This is a genomic window from Streptomyces sp. NPDC088923, assembly GCF_044749745.1.
Lineage (GTDB): Bacteria > Actinomycetota > Actinomycetes > Streptomycetales > Streptomycetaceae > Streptomyces.
In genome coordinates, this window is sequence record NZ_JBIVIO010000004.1 from 450,302 (window position 1) to 469,659 (window position 19,358).

A 19,358-nucleotide genomic window follows, 5' to 3' on the forward strand; every position below is an offset into this window, starting at 1 on the left:
CATGAGCAACCGCACCCTGATCCGCGGCGGACTCGTCGTCACCGCCGCCGAGGAGACCCACGCCGACGTGCTCGTCGAGGACGGGCGGGTCGCCGCGCTCGCAGCGAGCGGTTCGGCGGCCGCCGGGGCGTGGACGGCGGAGCGGGTCGTCGACGCGAGCGGCATGTACGTGATCCCCGGCGGCGTCGACGGGCACACGCACATGGAGATGCCCTTCGGCGGCACCTACGCGTCCGACACCTTCGAGACCGGCACCCGGGCCGCCGCCTGGGGCGGCACCACGACCATCGTGGACTTCGTCGTGCAGAGCGTCGGCCACGGCCTGCGCGAGGGCCTCGATGCCTGGCACGCGAAGGCCGAGGGCAACTGCGCGATCGACTACGGCTTCCACATGATCCTCGCCGACGTCAACGAGGACACCCTCGCGGAGATGGACCTCCTCGTCGGCGAGGGCGTCACGAGCTTCAAGCTCTTCATGGCCTACCCCGGGGTCTTCTACTCCGACGACGGCCGCATCCTGCGCGCGATGCAGCGAGCGGGCGAGAACGGCGGCCTCACGATGGTGCACGCCGAGAACGGCATCGCGATCGACGTCCTCGTCGAACAGGCCCTCGCGGCGGGCCGTACCGACCCGCGCCACCACGGCGAGGTCCGCAAGGCGCTCCTGGAGGCCGAGGCCACGCACCGGGCGATCCAGCTCGCGCGCGTCGCGGGCGACGTACCGCTCTACATCGTGCACGTGAGCGCGCGGGAGGCCCTCGCCGAGATCGCCGCCGCCCGCGACACGGGCCTGCCCGTCTACGGCGAGACGTGCCCGCAGTACCTCTTCCTGTCCACCGACAACCTCGCCGAACCGGACTTCGAGGGCGCCAAGTACGTGTGCTCGACGCCACTGCGCCCCCGGGAGCACCAGGCGGCGCTGTGGCGCGGGCTGCGCACCGACGACCTCCAGGTCGTCTCGACCGACCACTGCCCCTTCTGCTTCAGCGGCCAGAAGGAGCTGGGCAGGGGCGACTTCTCGAAGATCCCCAACGGCATGCCCGGCGTCGAACACCGCATGGACCTCCTCCACCAGGCCGTCGTGGACGGCCACATCACCCGCCGCCGCTGGATCGACCTCGCCTGCGCGACGCCCGCCCGCATGTTCGGCCTCTACCCGAGGAAGGGCACGATCGCCCCGGGCGCGGACGCGGACATCGTGATCTACGACCCGCACGCGGAACAGGTCCTCTCGGCCGATACGCACCACATGAACGTCGACTACTCGGCCTACGAGGGCAAGCACGTCACGGGCCGCGTCCGCACGGTCCTCTCGCGCGGCGTCCCGGTCCTGGAGGACAGGGAGTACGTGGGACGGCCGGGGCACGGAGTGTACGTGCCGAGGGGGCTGGGGGAGTTCGTGCGCTGAGGGGTGGGGCCGAGACTGGGCGTTTCCGGGGACGGGGACGGGGGCGGGGACAGGGGGCGGACGGCGCAGTCGGGAACCAGCCTGTGGGAATGCCTCCCCCGGCTATCGATGAGGCGGTCAAGTGCGCTGCGATAGGCGGGAGTTGTCGGTATTTCAGGCCGAGTTCCGAGGCCCGTGTGCGGAGCGTTGACGGCGCGTCGCGCGCTGGATAGCTTCCGCTGAGAGCGCTCTCCGCAGGATCTCGTACGGGCCGTGGGACAACGATGTCACGGCCCGTACGGCGGCCTGCTCACCCGCACCACTGTCCCCCCAGCAGTGAGGACCCCCCATGATGAGACCGAGAGCCGCTCTGCTCACCCTGCTGACGGCCGCCGCCCTCGGCATGGGCACCGCCCTGCCGTCCACCTCCTCCGCCACCGCCCCAGCCGAAGCCACCTCCTCCGCCACCGCCCCGGCCGCCGCCACCTCGTCCGCCCGCGACGCCTCCGCCCCCGGCTCCTCCGCCGCGCCGGCCCCCCTGCGCGTGATGCCCCTCGGCAACTCGATCACGTGGGGGGTCGGGAGCCCGTCCGGCAACAGTTATCGAGGCTTCCTCTGGAATCAACTGACGGCGGACGGCTACCCGTTGGACTTCGTCGGCTCGGTCCGCAACGGACCCGTGCCAGACCCCGACAACGAGGGCCACTCCGGCTGGCGCATCGACCAGATCGCCTCGATCGCCGATTCCGTCCTCGCCCAGTACCGACCCAATGTGATCACACTGGAGATAGGGACCAACGACCTCAACGGCAACTACGAGGTCCCGACCGCCCCGGACCGGATGAGCGCCCTGATCGACCAGATCCTGCGCGACGCGCCCGACGCCACGGTGCTCGTCGGCACCGTGATCGTCTCCACGAGTGCCACGGAGGAGGCCACGCGTCCCGCGTTCAACGAGAAGCTCGCGCAGCTCGTACGGGCCAAGGCGGAGGCGGGCGCGCACGTGCGGCTCGTGGACATGAGCGCGGTGACGCCGGCCGACCTCTCCGACGCGCTGCACCCCAACGACAACGGGTTCAGCAAGATGGCCGACGCCTTCCACGCCGGGATACGGGCCGCCGACGAGGCCGGCTGGATCTCCGCGCCCGTCGCGGTCGGCGGCGCGGTGCGCTCCGGGATCAACGGCAAGTGCCTCGACGTCAACGCGGGCAGCTCCGCGAACGGGACGGCCGCGCAGATCTGGTCGTGCAACGGCACCGGCGCACAGGTGTGGACCGCGCGCGCCGACGGCTCCCTGCGGGCGCTGGGCAAGTGCCTGGACGCCCAGGGCGGCGGTACGGCCAACGGCACCAAGGCCGTGATCTGGGACTGCGACGGTGGCGCCAACCAGGTCTGGCAGGCATACCAGGGCGGCTACCGCAACCCGGTCTCCGGGCGCTGCCTCGACGACCCCGGCTCCTCCACCACGGACGGTACCCAAGTCGTGCTGTGGGACTGCCACGGCGGCCCGAACCAGCGATGGACCGCGCTTCCGGTCACTGCTTGAGAGCATGTGCGAGCGGCCCCGTACGGGAGACCTTCCCTGCGGGGCCGCTCGGTGCCCGCGTGTACGTACCGGGGTGATGGACAGCTTGTCGAACTGGTCGGTGCTGGACCTCTGGATGCCGACTCCACCGGGACTCGACTCCGTGAAAGGCGTGCGCGCCCCGTTCCGGTGTCCCCGTCCGTGGCACAATCGCCGGAACCCGCCACGTTTCGGACGGAACCCCGCACGACGGCCTCCAACCCAGGAGCCGCTGACCCCGGGAGCAGTGTCATGGACTTCGGACTCGTTCTCCAGACCGACCCGCCGGCCTCCACCGTCGTCGACCTCATGCGCCGCGCCGAACGGCAAGGCTTCACCCACGGCTGGACCTTCGACTCCGCCGTCCTGTGGCAGGAGCCCTTCGTCATCCACAGCCAGATCCTGGAACACACCGAACGGCTCGTCGTCGGCCCGATGGTGACCAACCCGGGCACCCGTACGTGGGAGGTCACCGCGTCGACCTTCGCGACGCTCAACGACATGTTCGGCAACCGCACCGTGTGCGGTATCGGGCGCGGCGACTCCGCGATGCGCGTCGCGGGCCGACCGCCGAACACCCTCGGGCGCCTCGGCGAGGCCATCGACACGATCCGCGACCTCGCCGAGGGCCGCACCGCACGCCTCGGCGACACCGAGGTACGGCTGCCGTGGGTACGGGAGGGGCGGCTGCCGGTGTGGGCCGCCGCGTACGGGCCGAAGGCGCTCGCCCTCACCGGGGCCCGCGCGGACGGCTTCATCCTCCAACTCGCCGACCCCTACCTCGCGGCGGCGATGGTCGAGCAGGTCCGTACGGCCGCCTCCGACGCGGGCCGCGACCCGGCCTCCGTCGCGATCTGCGTGGCGGCTCCCGCCTATGTGAGCGAGGACCTGCCCCGCGCCCGGGAGCAGTGCCGCTGGTTCGGCGGCATGGTCGGCAACCACGTCGCGGATCTCGTCACCCGCTACGGCAGCGAATCCTCCTCCGTGCCAGCCGAGTTGACCGCCTACATCGCGGGCCGTCAGGGCTACGACTACAGCCACCACGGCCGCGTCGGGAACAGTTCGACGGACTTCGTGCCCGACGAGATCGTGGACCGCTTCTGCGTCCTCGGCCCCGTCGAGGCGCACATCGAGAAGCTGCGCGAACTGCGGGCCATCGGTGTCGACCAGTTCGCCGTCTACGCGATGCACGACGCGCGCGAACAACTCATCGACGTGTACGGCGAGGAAGTCATCCCGGTCCTCAACTCTTGATGCCGCGGGAGCTTTTCCCCCGATTGCGCGACGCCGCGCGCGTACCCGTGTTCGCACGGCTCCCGCCGCCGCGTCGGTACGGCTCCCGCATCCGTACTTCGTACGAGCCCCCTCGCAAGGCGCCCGATCGCGGCAGCGATACCTCCCGCGCCGTTTTCTCCGAAGATCGAGCCATGACCGACGAGGCCGCCACTCCGCCGGGACGGTGGCCGCTCTCCCGTACGAGGGGGCGGTGGTGCGGGGATGAGTCGTCGCTTCGCGCGGGGATGTCGTGCCCCTGCCGCTGCCGCGGCCCCTGATGAGGTCCCGTGGTGGTGGCCGGTTCGCCGATGCTGGCGCGCCCCGGACACGTGCGAGCCGGGGGTGCGGAGTCGTTCCGCGTGAGTGAGTGCTCACTCACCTCTGGCCAGGTCACCCGAATGGCTGTGGACCAGTGGTCGCGTGAACGATTCTTCTGAGAGGGAGCGCGCAAAGCTCTCACTCCTTCGGGTGGGCGGCGTGGCGGGTTTCGCTGAGTTGTCCACAGATGGGGCGGGATGGTCATGGGGGCCGGCCGACTTGCGGAAGACTGTTAAAAGGGGAGCCCCCCAGGGCGGGTGGGGGCTGTTCGCAGGCTCGGCCGTGACGTGTGGGCTGGTGTGGGGGCTGCCCGCAGGCTCGGCCGGGACGCGTCGGCTGACTGGCGGCCGCCCGCAAGTTCGCCCGTGACGCATGGCAGACGCTGGAACCGTCCGCACGCTCAACCCTGAGACGTAACGACGACGCCGAACGCGCAGAGTCCTTCCCCCCACGCCTCACACCCCTCACCACCCGCCCCCACCGCCCCGCACGCCAAGCCCCCACCCCCATCGCCCCCCTCACCGCTCCCCGGCTGCGGCGCCCCGCCCCTGCGGTTAGCGTGGGCGGAGGGCTGGGCCCTCCCGGCCGGTCGGTCCCGAGCCGGAAGGACGTGTGCCATGCGAACGCCGCGTACCGGAACCCCCACCGCGCCCCCTGTCACCGGAACCAGTACCGCGATCCGTACTGGAATCCCTACCGCGCCCCCTGCTACCGACACCCGCACCGCACCCCCCACCACGCCCCCTGAAACCAGATGCCGCGCCGCGATCCGTACCGGCCGCCGTACCGCCCCCGGAGCCCTCCGGTGACCGCCGCCGAGCACGGGCTCGCTCCCGTCATGACCGGCATCGCGGCGATGGTCTTCGACGTCGACGGGGTTCTCACCGATTCCGCGCGCGTCCATGCCGAGGCGTGGAAGGAGGCGTTCGACGCCTGCCTCCGCGAGCATCCGCCCGCCGACAAGGCGCTCGACCGGCCCTTCGACGCCGCCGACGACTACCTCCGCTACGTCGACGGCAAGCCCCGGGTCGACGGTGCCGCCGCCTTCCTGCGCTCGCGCCGGGTGCCGATCCCGGACGGCAACCCGTCGGACGCCCCCGGCACGGACTCGGTCGCCGCCGTCGCCGCGCTCAAGGACGGCATGTTCACGCGCCGCATCCGCAGGAACGGCATCGAGCCCTTCCCCGGCTCCGTACGTCTCCTGAAGGCCCTGCGCGCCGCGGGCATCCCCATGGCCGCCGCCTCGTCCTCCCACCACGCCCGCGACGTCCTTGAAGGGGCCGGGCTCCTCGACTACTTCGTGACCCTTGTCGACGGCGACGAGTCCCACCGCCTCGGCCTGCCCGGCAAACCCGATCCCGCGCTCTTCCTGGAGGCGGCCGACCGCCTCGGAGTCGAGGCCGCGCACGCCGCCGTCGCCGAGGACGCCCTCGCGGGCGTCGAGGCCGGCCGGCGCGGCGGCTTCGGCCTCGTCGTCGGCGTCGATCGCGCCCACACCACCGACACCGCGAGGGACCTGCGGGAACACGGCGCCGACCTCGTCGTCGACGACCTCGCCGACCTCCTGCGCGCACCCGGCACCGAAGACGGCGCACCCGACACCCAAGGCCCCGCACCCGGCACCGACGGCAAGGAGTGACCGCATGTCCGAATGGACGTGGGAGTACGAGGGTTACGATCCCGCCGAGGAGACGCTGCGCGAGTCCCTGTGCAGTCTCGGCAACGGTTACTTCGCGACGCGGGGCGCGGCCCCCGAATGCGCCGCGGGCGGCCCGCACTACCCGGGCACCTATGCCGCCGGCGTCTACAACCGGCTCACCTCGGAGGTCGCCGGGCAGACGGTGTCCAACGAGGACATGGTCAACCTCCCCAACTGGCTGCCCCTGCGCTACCGCCTCGCCCCGCCCGAGGGCGGGAGCGGCGTCGACTGGTACACGCCCGACGACGCCGCGTTGCGCTCGTACCGCCAACTGCTCGATCTGCGCGCGGGGATCTACGAGCGCCACCTCGTGTACGAGGACGCCTCGGGGCGCAGGCTGCGGCTGCGCCAGTTCCGCGTGGTCCACATGGATGATCCCCATCTCGCCGCGCTGCGCACCGAGTTCACCGCCGAGAACTTCGACGGCACCCTCGAAGTCGAGTCAGCGATCGACGCCGGCGTCACGAACGACGGCGTGGCGCGTTACCGCGAGCTCAACGGCCACCACCTCGCCGAGATCACGAGCGGCTACCCCGAGGACTGCACCGTGTGGGTCCGCGCGCGCACGGCCAACTCGGGCATCACGGTGGCCGTCGCCGCCCGTACGTACAGCAGCGACGGCCCCTCGTGCGAGCCGCGCCCCTCCACGGGCACCCCGAACCGGCCCGCGACGCGCATCAACATCGCGCTGAAACAGGGTGAGACGGCGACGGTCGACAAGATCGTCGCCCTGCACACCTCGCGCGACTCGGCGATCAGCGACCCGCTCGACGCGGCGCTCGACGGCGTGCGCAACGTTCCCGGCTGGGACGAGTTCCTCCGTGACCACCGTCTCGCCTGGCAGCGCCTGTGGCACCGCGCGCTTCTCGAAGTCCCCGACGAGGCAGGCCACATCCTGCGCTTCCACCTCTTCCATCTGCTCCAGACCGTCTCCCCGCACACCGCCGACCTGGACGCGGGCGTGCCCGCGCGCGGCCTCAACGGGGAGGCGTACCGGGGGCACGTCTTCTGGGACGAACTCTTCGTCCTGCCCTACCTCAACCTGCACTTCCCCGAGGTCTCCAAGGGCCTGCTCCGCTACCGGCACCGCCGCCTGGACCGTGCTCGCCGCCTCGCCCGCGAGGCCGGGTTCGACGGCGCGATGTACCCCTGGCAGTCCGGCAGCGACGGCCGCGAGGAGACCCAGGAACTGCACCTCAACCCCAGCTCGGGACGCTGGCTCCCCGACAACTCGCGTCTCCAGCACCACATCGGCTCGGCCGTCGCGTACAACGTGTGGAGCTACGCGCGCGCCACCGGCGACACGCGCTTCATGGAGCACGAGGGCGCCGAGATGCTCCTCCAGATCTCCCGCTTCTGGGCCTCGAAGTCCGAGTGGGACAGCGGCCTCGGCCGCTACCGCATCCGCCGCGTCGTCGGCCCCGACGAGTACCACGACGCCTACCCCGACGCGACCGAACCCGGGCTCGACGACAACGCGTACACCAACGTGACCGCCGCCTGGGTCCTTCAGCGCACCCTCGAATCCCTCGCCGCGCTCCCGGAGGAGCGCCGCGCCGAACTCGCCGAGCACACCGGGCTCGACGACACCGAACTCGCCCACTGGGACGACATCTCGCGCCGCCTCCACGTCCCCTTCCACCAAGGCGTCATCAGCCAGTTCGACGGCTACGGGGAACTGCGCGAACTCGACTGGGTCGGCATGTCCACCAAGTACGGTGACATCCGCCGCCTCGACCGCGTCCTGGAGGCCGAGGGAGACAGCGTCAACCGCTACCAGGCGTCCAAGCAGGCCGACACACTGATGCTCGGCTACCTCTTCCCGCCCCGCGAACTCCGCGCCCTCTTCACCCGTTTGGGGCACCGGCTCGACGACGAGACCTGGCGCAGGACCGTCGAGTACTACGTGGCCCGTACGAGCCACGGGTCCACGCTCAGCGGCCTCGTGCACGCCTGGGTGCTGGCCCGGGTGCGGCCCACGCAGGCGTGGGGCTTCTTCCAGGAGGCGCTGCGCGGCGACGTCGCCGATCTCCAGGGCGGCACGACGGGCGAGGGCATCCACCTCGGTGCGATGGCCGGGACGCTCGACCTCGTGCAGCGCTGCCTCACCGGGCTGCGCATCCGCTCCGACGGGGCCCTCAGCCTCGACCCCGTGCCCCAACCGGAGCTGTCCGGCTACGACTTCGCCATTCACTACCGTCATCTGTGGGGCGTGCGCTTCCGTATGCGCTCGGGCGGCCTCGACATCAGTCTTCCGGGGACCAACCGGCCTTCGCTCGACATCCGGCTCGTGGACCGCACGGTGACACTGCGGCCAGGCGACTCCTTCCACCTGACCCTGCCGGAGGGGGACTGAGGGACCGGGTGGCGCGAGCCAGGGGTCAAGTACGCTTCGCCTTCGCGTACTTGACCCCTCGCCGTACGGCGTCACCGGCCCTTCCGCGACCCCAGGGAACCAGGCCGCCCGCGCGCGGAACCCCCGGAAGCCGAGCCGCCCGCCGCTCGGAAGCTCAGGGAACCCGCGCCGTCCACTCCTCGGAGTCGAACTTCGTCCGCGCCAGTTCCCGCGCCCGCGCCATCTCCTCCTCCGTCACGGACCCCTCCGCGAGCCCGTACCGGCTACGGAAGGAGGCGACCATGTTCGCGATGACCTGCTCGCGCGGCAGCCCCGTCTGCCGACGCAGCGGGTCGACGCGCTTCTTGGCGCTCGTCGTCCCCTTGTCGGAGAGCTTCTCCTTGCCGATCCGGAGCACCTCGGTCATCTTGTCGGCGTCCATGTCGTACGCCATCGTGACGTGGTGCAGCACGGCGGGCACCCCGCTCTGCGGCGCGGCGACGCGGCGCTGCGCCGCCCCGGCGATCTTCCCCGCCTCGGTCGCGATGTCGTTGAGCGGCTGGTACCACGCCTTGATGCCCATGTCGCCGAGCGCCGAGAGCACCCAGTCGTCGAGGTAGGCGTAGCTGTCGGCGAAGGAGAGGCCCTCGACGAGCGCGCTCGGCACGGAGAGCGAGTACGTGATGCTGTTGCCCGCCTCCATGAACATCGCCCCGCCACCCGTCACGCGCCGCACCACGGTCACGCCGTGCTTCGCCGCCCCGTCCGGGTCCACCTCGTTGCGCAGGGACTGGAAGCTGCCGATCACGACGGCCGGGTCCTGCCACTCCCACACCCGCAGCGTCGGCGGGCGGTGCCCGGCGGCGACCTCCTGCGTGAGGATCTCGTCGAGCGCGAGGTGCAGGCCCACGGGCAGCGGACCGTCGTGGATGAGCTGCCAGTCGTAGTCCGTCCAGTCGGTGGCCCGCGCGAGCGCCCGGCGCACCGCGACGCCGATGCCCTCGGCGGTCAGTCCGTACATCACCGTGCCGGGCGGCAGCGCGGCCTGCACGCGCGCGGCGAGACCGGCACCGTCCGTACCGGAGGGGGCGCCTTCGAGCGCGGCGTTGATCGAGTCGATCGCCTCGTCGGGTTCGAGGAAGAAGTCGCCGGCCACGCGCACGTCGCGCAGCACCCCGCCCTCCTCCTCGAGGTCCACCACCACGAGCTTTCCGCCCGGGATCTTGTACTCACCGTGCACGGCCGCCGCCTCCAACTCTTCGGGCCCGGGACGGGCACTTCGGTCATTTCCCTGCGGTCAGGGCAACGTTAGCGGGGAGTACCCGATTCCCGCGGCCGGGGCGGAGGCGGGTCGGAGTGGAGGGGGGTCGGGGCGGAGGGGGCAAGGCGGAGGCGGACCGAGGCGGACGCGGGTCGGGAGCGGGTCGCGGTGGTACGCGGCGCCCCCCTCCCGCGCCGTCCGTTCCCCTCCCCGCAAGCCCCCGTCTCCCCTCCCTCTCCCCGATGTCAGTGCCACGTGCTCTCATGAACCCATGCTCGAAGACCTGCGCGATTCCGCCCCGGCCCACCCCGCCACCAGCGCCTTCGCCTCTCCCGCCTCCGCGGCGGCGCTCGCCACCGCGCTCGACGCCGACGGCCTCTCCGCCGTCGAGACCGCCGTGCGCGCCGCCGTCGACCGCGCCGTGCTGCCCCGCTTCCGCCACCTCGCGGACGGCGAGGTCAGCACGAAGTCCGGGCCCCACGACCTCGTCACCGTCGCCGACCGCGAGGCCGAGGAACTCCTCACCGAGAGCCTGCCCGCCCTCCTCCCCGGCTCCGTCGTCGTCGGTGAGGAGGCCGTCGCCGGGGACCCCGCACGGTACGAGGCGCTGCGCGGCGCCGCGCCCGTGTGGATCGTCGACCCGGTCGACGGCACCCGCCAGTTCGTACGCGGCGAGCCGGGCTTCTGCACCCTCGTCGCGCTCGCGGTCGACGGCGAGGTCGTCGCCTCCTGGACGTACGCGCCCGTCCTCGGCCTCATGGCCGTCGCGGTACGCGGCAGGGGTGCCCTGCTCAACGGGGAGCCCCTGACCCGTACCGCCCCCGTGCCGGGCGAGCCGCTCAGCGTCGCCTGCTCGCACCCCGACTACACGACCGGTCCCCAGCAGGCCCAGCTCCGCCGCCTCGCCGTCCCCGGCCTCGCCCCACGCCACTGCGGCTCCGCAGGGCTCGAATACCTCGCGATAGCGCGCGGCGAGCTGGACGCCACCGCCTTCAGCTGGGAGCTGGCCTGGGACCACGCGGCCGGGCTCCTTCTCGTCGAGGAGACCGGCGGCGCACACGTGACGACCGACGGTGTCCCCTTCCGCGTCACCGGGGGCAACGCGCTGCCCTTCACCACCGCGCGCGACGCGGCGACGGCCGAACGGGTCCGCGCGCTGCTCGCCGGGGAATCGGGGGACAGCCCGGCGTGAGGGAGCGTCAAGGCACGGGAAAACGTGGCTTCGGGCGAGGCCGGGCGGCATATCCTGACCGCCGGGCCATCGGCTGACGTGAGGAGTCCGGAGGTGTCGACTTTGCTGGACGCGGTCGTCGTGGGAGCGGGACCCAACGGGCTCACCGCCGCCGTCGAACTGGCCCGCCGAGGCCTCTCCGTCGCCGTCTTCGAGGCCGCTTGCGAGATCGGCGGCGGCGCCCGCACCGAGGAACTGACCCTCCCCGGCTTCCACCACGACCCCTGCTCGGCGGCGCACCCCCTCGGCATCGCCTCGCCCGCCTTCCGGGCCCTGCCCCTCGCGCGGTACGGGCTGCGCTGGCTCCACGCGGGCCTGCCGATGGCGCACCCGCTGCCGGGCGGTGACGCCGCCGTGCTCGCCCGCTCCGTCGGCGAGACCGCGGCCTCGCTCGGCGCCCGCGACGCGGGGACGTACCGGCGACTCGTCTCCCCGCTCCTGCCGCACTGGGACGCCGTGCTGCGCGACTTCATGGCGCTCCCGTCCACGGCGCTGCCCCGCGACCCGCTCTCCCTCGCCCGCTTCGGCCTCGCCGGGCTGCCCCCCGCCCGCGTCCTCCTCGCCCGCTTCCGCGAGGACCGCGCCAAAGCGATGCTCGCCGGGCTCGTCGGCCACGTCATCGCTCCCCTGAGCGGCCCCGCCACCTCCGCCGTGGGGCTCCTCTTCGCCCTCGCCGCGCACACGCGCGGCTGGCCCGTCGCGGAAGGCGGCTCCGGCGCGATCACCGGCGCCCTCGCCGCGTACCTGGCCGACCTCGGCGGCACCGTCGAGACCGGCTTCGAGGTCCGCCGCCTCGACGACCTCCCGCCCGCGCGCGCCTACCTCTTCGACACCTCGCCGCACGCCCTCGCCCGCATCGCCGGACTCGGCGCCCGCGCCTACCCGAACTACCGCTACGGCGCCGCCGTCTTCAAGCTCGACTACGCACTCGACGGGCCGGTCCCCTGGACCTCCGAGGCCGCCCGCCGCGCCGGTACGGTGCAACTCGGCCCCGGCAGCCGCGACATCTCCCGCGCCCTCGTCGACGTCTCACGGCGCGGCGTGCCGCCCGCCGACCCCTTCCTCATCACCGTCCAGCCGAGCCTCGCCGACCCCGGCCGCGCCCCCCAGGGCAAACACGTCTTCTGGGCGTACGGGCACGTGCCGCACGGCTGGGAGGGCGACCTCACCGACGTCATCGAGCGCAAGATCGAACGCTTCGCCCCCGGCTTCCGCGACCTGATCCTCGCCCGCGCCACGGCGGGACCGCCCCAACTCGCCGCGCGCAACGCCAACTACGTCGGCGGCGACATCGCCTGCGGCGCCGCGAGCGGCCTCCAGCTCCTCTTCCGCCCCCGCCCCACCCTGCGCCCCTACGCCACCCGCCACCCCGCCGTCTTCCTCTGCTCCTCGGCGACCCCACCGGGCCCCGGAGTCCACGGCATGAGCGGGCACAACGCGGCGCGGGCGGTGTGGCGCGCGCTGAGAGCGCGGGACGCGGCGTGAGGGCCACCTCCTCGTACGCGCCCGGCGCCTCCCGCCCCGCCCCGCCGCGCCGCGCGCACGGACACCGCGGTCCGGACCGCCCTCACCCCGAAGACGGCCACCGCCATGCCGCCCACTCCCGCCACGTCGGCCACCCGGGAGGAGGAGCGTCCGCCGCGGAACCGCCGAGTTCCGTCGCGTCCGGCTCCTCGAAGTGGGCGCGGCCGAAGGCGATGTCCGCCTCCGTCATCGGGAACGTCTCCGAGGGCGTGGTCGCCCAGCGGTGCGCGATGCGGACGCGCCGGGTCTCCTCGGTGACCGGGAGGTGGACCAGGTGGAAGCGCGCCCCCTCGGCCTCCGTCAGGCAGCGGATCGCGGACCGCTCGGCACGGGACCAGCAGCCGTAGTCCAGGACGACGTTCGTGCCGAGCCGGACCGCCTCCAGCGCCAGCCACAGCAGCCGGCCCTCCAGCACGTCCCGTCTCCCGTCCGGGTCGGAGGCGCCGAAGAGCGGGAGCATCCACTCATCGGGCGTCAGGCGCAGCGCGCGGCGCTCGACGGCGAGTCGCCGGGCGAGGGTCGTCTTTCCGGCCCCCGGCAGGCCGACCAGCAGGAACAGGGCGGTCATCGCCCGTCCCCGGGCCGGGGACCGGCGATCAGCGGCGACAACTCGGGAGGGTTCAGAACTCGCACGCCAGAGATCTACCACCGGCCCGCGGCGCCCGCGAAGGGTTTTCCGACGGCACCGGGCCCGCCCCTCACCCCGCCGCTTTCCCCAGCGCCTCAAGGACCGGCCGGATCAGCGGGTGCTCCTCCGCCCCGCACCGCACCGCCGCGAACACCCTGCGGGTCGGGGCCACGCCGTCGACGGGGCGGACCACCGCGCCGTCGAGGTCCATGCCCCGCAGCGCCGAACGCGGGACGAGCGCGACGCCCGCGCCCGCCGCCGCGAGCGCGACCACCGCGCGGAAGTCGTCGGAGAGGTGTTCGATGGGCGGCTGGAAGCCCGCGTGCTCGCAGGCGAGGACGACGACGTCGTGGCAGGGGTTCCCCGGGAACGGGCCGATCCACGGGTCGGCGGCGAGGTCCGCGAGCCGGATGTGTGTGGCGCCGGCGAGGGCGTGGCCCGGCGGGAGGACCGCGTCGAAGGGCTCCGCGTAGAGCGGGACGCGGGTCAGGCGCGGATCGTCGGCGCCCGGGGCGCCCCGGTACTCGACGGCCACCGCGACGTCCGTACGGCGGTCCAGGACCATCCGCAGGCTCGCGTCGCCTTCGGCGTCCCGCACTCGTACCCGTATCCCCGGCGCCGTGCCGGCGAGCACCGCGAGCGCCGGGGCGACGACCAGGTTGATGCCGGTCGCGAAGGACGTCACCGTGACCGTGCCCGAGGCGCCCGTGCGGTAGGCGGCCAGCTCGGCCTCCGCGCGCTCCAGCTGGGCGAGCACCGCGTGCGTGTGCGCGAGCAGGATCTCGCCCGGCGGCGTGAGCCGTACGCCCCGGGCGCCGCGCTCGACGAGCCGGTGCCCGGTCTCCTGTTCCAGGGCGCTCAGCTGCTGCGAGACCGCCGAGGGGGTCAGGTAGAGCGCGGCGGCGGCCGCGGTCACCGTGCCGTGGTCCGCCACCGCGCGCAGGATGTGCAGCCGCCGTGCCTCGATCATGGGAACGATTGTCGCAAATCGGCGGAGCGGACGGTCCCGGGGCGATCCACCGCCCCGGAGCCGCCCGCCCGGTCGCCCTCGGCTCAGATCGCCGGCTTGTCCGTCTTCGAGGCGTCGCGCGCCGAGACGAACGCGGCGACGGCGCGGTCCACGTCCTGCGCCGAGTGCGCCGCCGAGAGCTGCACGCGGATGCGCGCCTGCCCCTGCGGCACGACGGGGTACGAGAACGCCGTCACGTACACGCCGCGCTCCAGCAGCAGCTCCGCCATGCGCCCCGCGAGGGCCGCGTCGTGGAACATGACGGGGACGATCGGGTGCTCGCCCGGAAGCAGCTCGAACCCTGCCTCGCTCATCGCCGTACGGAAGCGCGCGGTGTTCTCGCGCAGCCGTACGCGCTGGTCGGAGGCGCTTTCGAGGAGGTCGAGGACCTTGAGCGAGGCGCCCGCGATGACCGGCGCGAGGCTGTTCGAGAAGAGGTACGGGCGCGAGCGTTGGCGCAGCAGCGCGACGATCTCGGCCCGCGCGGCCACATAGCCGCCCGAGGCCCCGCCGAGCGCCTTGCCGAGCGTGCCCGTGATGATGTCGACGCGGTCGCTCACGCCCGCCAGCTCCGGGGTGCCGCGCCCGTTCTCGCCGACGAAGCCGACCGCGTGCGAGTCGTCGACCATGACCATGGCGTCGTAGCGCTCGGCGAGCTCGCAGATCTCCCGCAGCGGGGCGAGGTAGCCGTCCATCGAGAAGACGCCGTCGGTGACGACGAGGCGGCGGCGCGCGTCGCCCGCCTCCTTCAGGCGCTGCTCCAGCTCGGCCATGTCCCGGTTCGCGTACCGCAGGCGGCGCGCCTTCGACAGGCGGATGCCGTCGATGATCGAGGCGTGGTTGAGGGCGTCCGAGATGACGGCGTCCTCGGGGCCGAGCAGCGTCTCGAAGACACCGCCGTTGGCGTCGAAGCACGAGGAGTAGAGGATCGTGTCCTCCTGCCCGAGGAACGCGGACAGCCGCCCCTCCAGCTCCTTGTGCACCTCCTGCGTGCCGCAGATGAAGCGGACCGAGGCCATGCCGTAGCCCCAGCGGTCGAGCGCCGCGTGCCCGGCGGCGATGACCTCGGGGTCGTCGGCGAGGCCGAGGTAGTTGTTGGCGCAGAAGTTGAGCACCTCGCCGGGCAGGCCCCCGGCGGTGACGTCCACGGTCGCGGACTGGGGGGTGCCGATGACGCGCTCGGGCTTGTACAGGCCCTCGGCGGTGATCTCGTCGAGGGTGGTACGCAGCTGGTCGCGCACGGAGCCGAACATGGGGGATTCCTCCGGAGGGATGGATGCGGGGCGGTACGGAGCGGTTCAGGCCGCGGGGGAGAGGCTCACGCGGTCCAGTCCATGACGACCTTGCCGCCGTGCCCGCTCGCCGCGTCCGCGAACGCGGCCTCGAACTCGGCGGCCGGGTAGCGGCCCGTGATGACGGGGGCGAGGTCGAGGCCGCCTTCGAGGAGGACGGACATCGCGTACCACGTCTCGAACATCTCACGGCCGTAGATGCCCTTGATCGTGATCATCGAGGTGACGACGCGGGCCCAGTCGACGGCGAACTCCTGCGCGGGCAGGCCGAGCATCGCGATCTTGCCGCCGTGCGTCATGTTGGCGAGCATGTCGCGCATCGCGGCCGGGTTCCCGGACATCTCCAGGCCCACGTCGAAGCCCTCGCGCAGGCCGAGGAGTCGCTGGCCGTCCGCGATGGACGCCGAGGAGACGTCGAGCGCGAGATCGGCGCCGACCTTGCGGGCCAGGTCGAGCCGCGCCTCGCTCACATCCGTGATCGCGACGTTGCGCGCCCCCGCGTGCTTGGCGACGGCCGCCGCCATGAGACCGATGGGGCCCGCGCCCGTGATGAGCACGTCCTCGCCGACGAGCGGGAAGGAGAGCGCGGTGTGCACGGCGTTGCCGAAGGGGTCGAAGATCGCGGCGATGTCGAGATCCACCGGGTTGCGGTGCACCCACACGTTGGCGGCGGGCAGCACCACGTACTCGGCGAAGCAGCCGTCCCGCCCGACGCCGAGCCCGACCGTCGCGCGGCACAGGTGGCGGCGGCCCGCGAGGCAGTTGCGGCACGTGCCGCACACGAGGTGGCCCTCACCGCTGACGAGGTCCCCCGCCTCGATGCCGGCCACGTCGCGGCCGACCGAGACGACCTCGCCGGAGAACTCGTGACCGACGACCAGCGGCGCGCTGACGGCCTGCTGCGCCCAGCCGTCCCAGGCGCGGATGTGCAGGTCCGTGCCGCAGATCCCGGTGCGCAGCACCTTGATGAGCACGTCCCCGGGACCGGCCTCGGGCTCCGGGACCTCCACGAGGCTCAGTCCCGGCGCCGCCTTCTCCTTGACCAGTGCCTTCACTCCGTGGCTCCTCTTCTGTGCGCCCCGCACCGCGCGACCGGGCGGACCGGCGGGTACGGAGGGGTGGGGGACGGCCGCGGCCCGAGAGCGCGCGCACGACCGGCATCAAGATCCTGCCGCCCGGCACGCCACCAGGTCCATCGAGGTTTTCTTAACCGCGCCTGCGGCTTTCCTACATGCCGCGGGCGCCCGGTGACGTGTGCGGCACGCCGTCCCCGCCGGGCGCTCAGCGCGGCGGCAGGTCGTTCAGGAGGATCTGGAAGAGCTTGTGGTCGCGCCAGGCGCCGTCGATGTGGAGCATGAGCGGGGCCACGCCGAACTCGGTGAACCCGGCCTTGGCGAGGACGCGCTGCGAGGCGTGGTTGTCGAGCAGGGTGCCGGCCTCCAGGCGGTGCAGGCCGAGCACCTCGTTCGCGTACCGGACGACGAAGGCGGCGGCGGCGCCGGTCAGGCCGCGGCCCGCGTACTCCTTGTCGACCCAGTAACCCAGGTTCGCGCTGTTGAGCGGGCCGCGCACGAGCTGCGAGAGCGTGATCGTGCCGATGATCCGCTCGCCGTCCACGAACACCCAGCCGAAGAGTGCCCCGGCCTCCTGCGCCGCGAGCTGGTTCGCCAGCCGCTCGCGCTGACCGGCGAGCGTGTAGAACTCCTCGGTCCGCACCGGCTCGAACGGCTGGAGGTAGGAGCGGTTGCGCACGTAGGCGTCGAGCAGCGCGGGGGCGTCGCCCCCGGCGAGCGGGCGGAGCAGGATGCCCTCGGAAAGGATGGTGTGATCATCGTTCGACATGCCGGGAGGCTATCCGACCGGCGAGAACGCCGTACGGGGCCGCGGCCCGCCCCGCGCGGCGCGCCCCGGCCCCGTACGACATGCCCTCACTGCCCTCCGAGCCCCGTCGTCGCCACGGACTTCACGATCTGGCGCTGGAAGATCATGAAGACGATCACGAGCGGCAGCGAGGCGAGCATCGCCGCCGCCGCGGACTGCGCGTACTGGAGGCCGTAGGAGTCCTTCACCGTCGAGAGACCGACCGGGAGCGTCATGAGGTTCGGGTCGCTCGTGCTGATGAAGGGCCACAGGAAGTTGTTCCACGTCGTGATGAACACGAAGATCGCGACGGCGGCGAGGATCGGCCGCGACAGCGGCAGGATGATGCTCCAGAAGACGCGCAGGCTCCCGGCCCCGTCGATGCGCGCGGCCTCCTCCAGCTCGCGCGGCACCCCGTCGAAGAAGCGCTTCAGGATGAACACCATCGCGGGCGCCACGACCTGCGGCAGGATCACCGCCCAGTACGTGTCCGCGAGGTGCGCCGTGATCATCTCGCGGAACAGCGGCACGATGAGGATCTGCGGCGGCACCATGATCGACGCGAGGGTCAGCGCGAGGAGCGCCTTGCGGCCCCGGAAGAGGGTGCGCGAGAAACCGTACGCGGCGAGCGCGGAGACGGCGACGGTCAGCGCCGTCACGACGAGCGTGATGAGCAGGCTGTTGAGCGCCCACAGGGGCAGGTTCCCCTGGTCGAGGATCTTGCGGTAGGCGCCGAGCGTGAAGCCGTGCGCGGGTATCCAGCCGTCGTCCGGGGTCGCCGCGTCCGTCTCGCTCTTGAAGGACGTCACGAGTCCCCACGCGAGCGGCAGCAGCCACAGCACGGTCGCCGCGAGCAGGACGAGCAGCGCGACGATCTTCGGCAGCGGCCCGGTGCCGAGTACGGGCCCGGGGCGGACGGAGAAGCGCTGCCCGCGCGGGACCGGCGAGGTCGAGCGGCGGGGCGCGGACACGGGCGGCCGTCCGGCGGACGGAACAGTCTGGGTGCTCATGTGTCACGCCTCCTTGCGCGAGAAGAGCTTGAACTGCGCGAGCGACAGGATGACGAGGATCGCGAAGAAGACGTAACTGATGGCCGAGGCGTAGCCGAGCCGGTAACCGGTGAAACCGGTGTCGTAGATGTACTCCAGGATCGGCCGCGTCGAGCCGTTCGGGCCGCCGCGCGTCAGCAGGTAGATCTGGTCGAAGACCTTGAGCGAGGCGAGGACCTGGAGCACGGCGATGAGTCCCGTCGTGCGCTTGAGCTGGGGCAGCGTGATGGACCACAGGCGCCGCCAGGCACCCGCGCCGTCGAGCGCGGCGGCCTCGTAGAGGTGGTCGGGCACGGCCTGGAGCGCGGAGAGGTAGAGCAGGAAGTTGAAGCCGGCCGTCCACCACACCGTCACGAGGACGACCGCGTACATCGCCCACTTCTCGTCCACGAGCCAGCCGACGCTGTCCAGACCGATCGCGCCCAGGAAGTTGTTGACCAGCCCCAGATCGGGCTGGAACATCATCGACCACACCTGCCACACGACGGCGACGGGCAGCACGTACGGCGCGAAGAACGCGAACCGCCACAGCCACTGCCCCGGCAGATTCGCGTGCACGAGCAGCGCCATCGCGAGCGCGATCACGACCAGCGGCACGGAGGAGAGCACCGTGAAGAGGGCGGTGTTGCCGAGGCTCTTCCACACCTCGGAGTCGGTGAGCGCCTCGGTGTAGTTGCCGAGCCCGGCGAAGGAGCTGTCGCCGTGCCCGGTCAGGCTCGCGTCCGTGAAGCTCATCCAGAGCCCGTAGACGAGCGGGACGAGCAGGAAGAGCCCGAAGAAGATCATGAACGGGGCGACGAAGAGGCCGCCCGAACCGCCCTTGCGGAAGCGGTTCTTGAGAGTGCGCGGGGGCGCGGAGGCTCCGGGGGCGGGGGTCGCCGGGCCCGTGGTGGGGACCGTACTCATCGTTGAGTGCCTTTCTGTCC

At 72.4% G+C, this 19,358-nt stretch carries 15 protein-coding genes; 7 read left to right on the forward strand and 8 right to left on the reverse strand.

Features of this window, described 5'->3' with window-relative positions; translation table 11 throughout:
- The first annotated feature begins 1 nt into the window (after position 1).
- The 5 genes from hydA (at position 2) to ACIP4O_RS19920 (ending at position 8,599) form a co-directional block, all read left to right on the forward strand.
- Positions 2–1,408 (forward strand): dihydropyrimidinase, encoded by a 1,407-nt coding sequence (gene hydA, locus ACIP4O_RS19900; protein WP_401576080.1) that lies wholly within the window; start codon positions 2–4, stop codon positions 1,406–1,408.
- 331 nt (positions 1,409–1,739) lie between these two features.
- Entirely contained in the window at positions 1,740–2,933 is a 1,194-nt protein-coding gene (locus ACIP4O_RS19905; RefSeq protein ID WP_401576247.1) for a ricin-type beta-trefoil lectin domain protein, read from the forward strand.
- Between the two features lie 270 nt (positions 2,934–3,203).
- Positions 3,204–4,205 carry a TIGR03842 family LLM class F420-dependent oxidoreductase gene (locus ACIP4O_RS19910; RefSeq protein WP_401576081.1) on the forward strand — a complete coding sequence of 334 codons (1,002 nt, stop codon included), beginning with the start codon at positions 3,204–3,206 and terminating at the stop codon, positions 4,203–4,205.
- A gap of 1,144 nt (positions 4,206–5,349) precedes the next feature.
- Positions 5,350–6,183, forward strand: a complete 834-nt coding sequence (locus tag ACIP4O_RS19915) for an HAD family hydrolase (RefSeq protein WP_401576083.1) — start codon at positions 5,350–5,352, stop codon at positions 6,181–6,183.
- Positions 6,184–6,187: 4 nt separating this feature from the next.
- The gene (locus ACIP4O_RS19920; protein ID WP_401576085.1) at positions 6,188–8,599 is read left to right on the forward strand and encodes a glycoside hydrolase family 65 protein; all 2,412 of its coding nucleotides are present in this window, start codon (positions 6,188–6,190) and stop codon (positions 8,597–8,599) included.
- A gap of 154 nt (positions 8,600–8,753) precedes the next feature.
- On the opposite strand, the gene ACIP4O_RS19925 is transcribed toward ACIP4O_RS19920, so the two are convergent.
- Positions 8,754–9,818 carry a biotin/lipoate A/B protein ligase family protein gene (locus ACIP4O_RS19925; RefSeq protein ID WP_401576087.1) on the reverse strand — a complete coding sequence of 355 codons (1,065 nt, stop codon included), beginning with the start codon at positions 9,816–9,818 and terminating at the stop codon, positions 8,754–8,756.
- A 292-nt stretch (positions 9,819–10,110) separates the two neighbouring features.
- On the opposite strand from ACIP4O_RS19925, the gene ACIP4O_RS19930 reads away from it, so the two are divergent.
- Together ACIP4O_RS19930 and ACIP4O_RS19935 are read left to right on the forward strand one after the other, a co-directional pair.
- The gene (locus tag ACIP4O_RS19930) at positions 10,111–11,031 is read left to right on the forward strand and encodes an inositol monophosphatase family protein (protein WP_401576089.1); all 921 of its coding nucleotides are present in this window, start codon (positions 10,111–10,113) and stop codon (positions 11,029–11,031) included.
- A gap of 93 nt (positions 11,032–11,124) precedes the next feature.
- A complete protein-coding gene (locus ACIP4O_RS19935; RefSeq protein WP_401576091.1) occupies positions 11,125–12,555 on the forward strand; it encodes a phytoene desaturase family protein in 1,431 nt (476 codons plus the stop codon).
- Positions 12,556–12,637: 82 nt separating this feature from the next.
- Here ACIP4O_RS19935 and ACIP4O_RS19940 read toward each other — a convergent pair whose 3' ends face one another.
- The 7 genes from ACIP4O_RS19940 to ACIP4O_RS19970 form a co-directional block, all read right to left on the reverse strand.
- On the reverse strand, positions 12,638–13,162 hold the full coding sequence (locus ACIP4O_RS19940; protein WP_401576093.1) for an AAA family ATPase: 525 nt from the start codon (positions 13,160–13,162) through the stop codon (positions 12,638–12,640).
- Positions 13,163–13,292: 130 nt separating this feature from the next.
- Positions 13,293–14,192, reverse strand: a complete 900-nt coding sequence (locus ACIP4O_RS19945; protein WP_401576095.1) for a LysR family transcriptional regulator — start codon at positions 14,190–14,192, stop codon at positions 13,293–13,295.
- Positions 14,193–14,275: 83 nt separating this feature from the next.
- Positions 14,276–15,484, reverse strand: coding sequence for a glycine C-acetyltransferase (locus ACIP4O_RS19950; RefSeq protein ID WP_401576096.1), 1,209 nt, complete (start codon positions 15,482–15,484; stop codon positions 14,276–14,278).
- A gap of 65 nt (positions 15,485–15,549) precedes the next feature.
- Positions 15,550–16,578: an L-threonine 3-dehydrogenase gene (tdh, locus tag ACIP4O_RS19955; RefSeq protein WP_401576097.1), complete on the reverse strand. Its 1,029-nt coding sequence runs from the start codon at positions 16,576–16,578 to the stop codon at positions 15,550–15,552.
- Positions 16,579–16,804: 226 nt separating this feature from the next.
- Entirely contained in the window at positions 16,805–17,365 is a 561-nt protein-coding gene (locus tag ACIP4O_RS19960) for a GNAT family N-acetyltransferase (protein WP_401576098.1), read from the reverse strand.
- An 86-nt stretch (positions 17,366–17,451) separates the two neighbouring features.
- A complete protein-coding gene (locus ACIP4O_RS19965) occupies positions 17,452–18,393 on the reverse strand; it encodes a carbohydrate ABC transporter permease (RefSeq protein ID WP_401576100.1) in 942 nt (313 codons plus the stop codon).
- Positions 18,394–18,396: 3 nt separating this feature from the next.
- Positions 18,397–19,338 (reverse strand): carbohydrate ABC transporter permease, encoded by a 942-nt coding sequence (locus tag ACIP4O_RS19970; protein ID WP_401576102.1) that lies wholly within the window; start codon positions 19,336–19,338, stop codon positions 18,397–18,399.
- Positions 19,339–19,358: the final 20 nt, after the last annotated feature.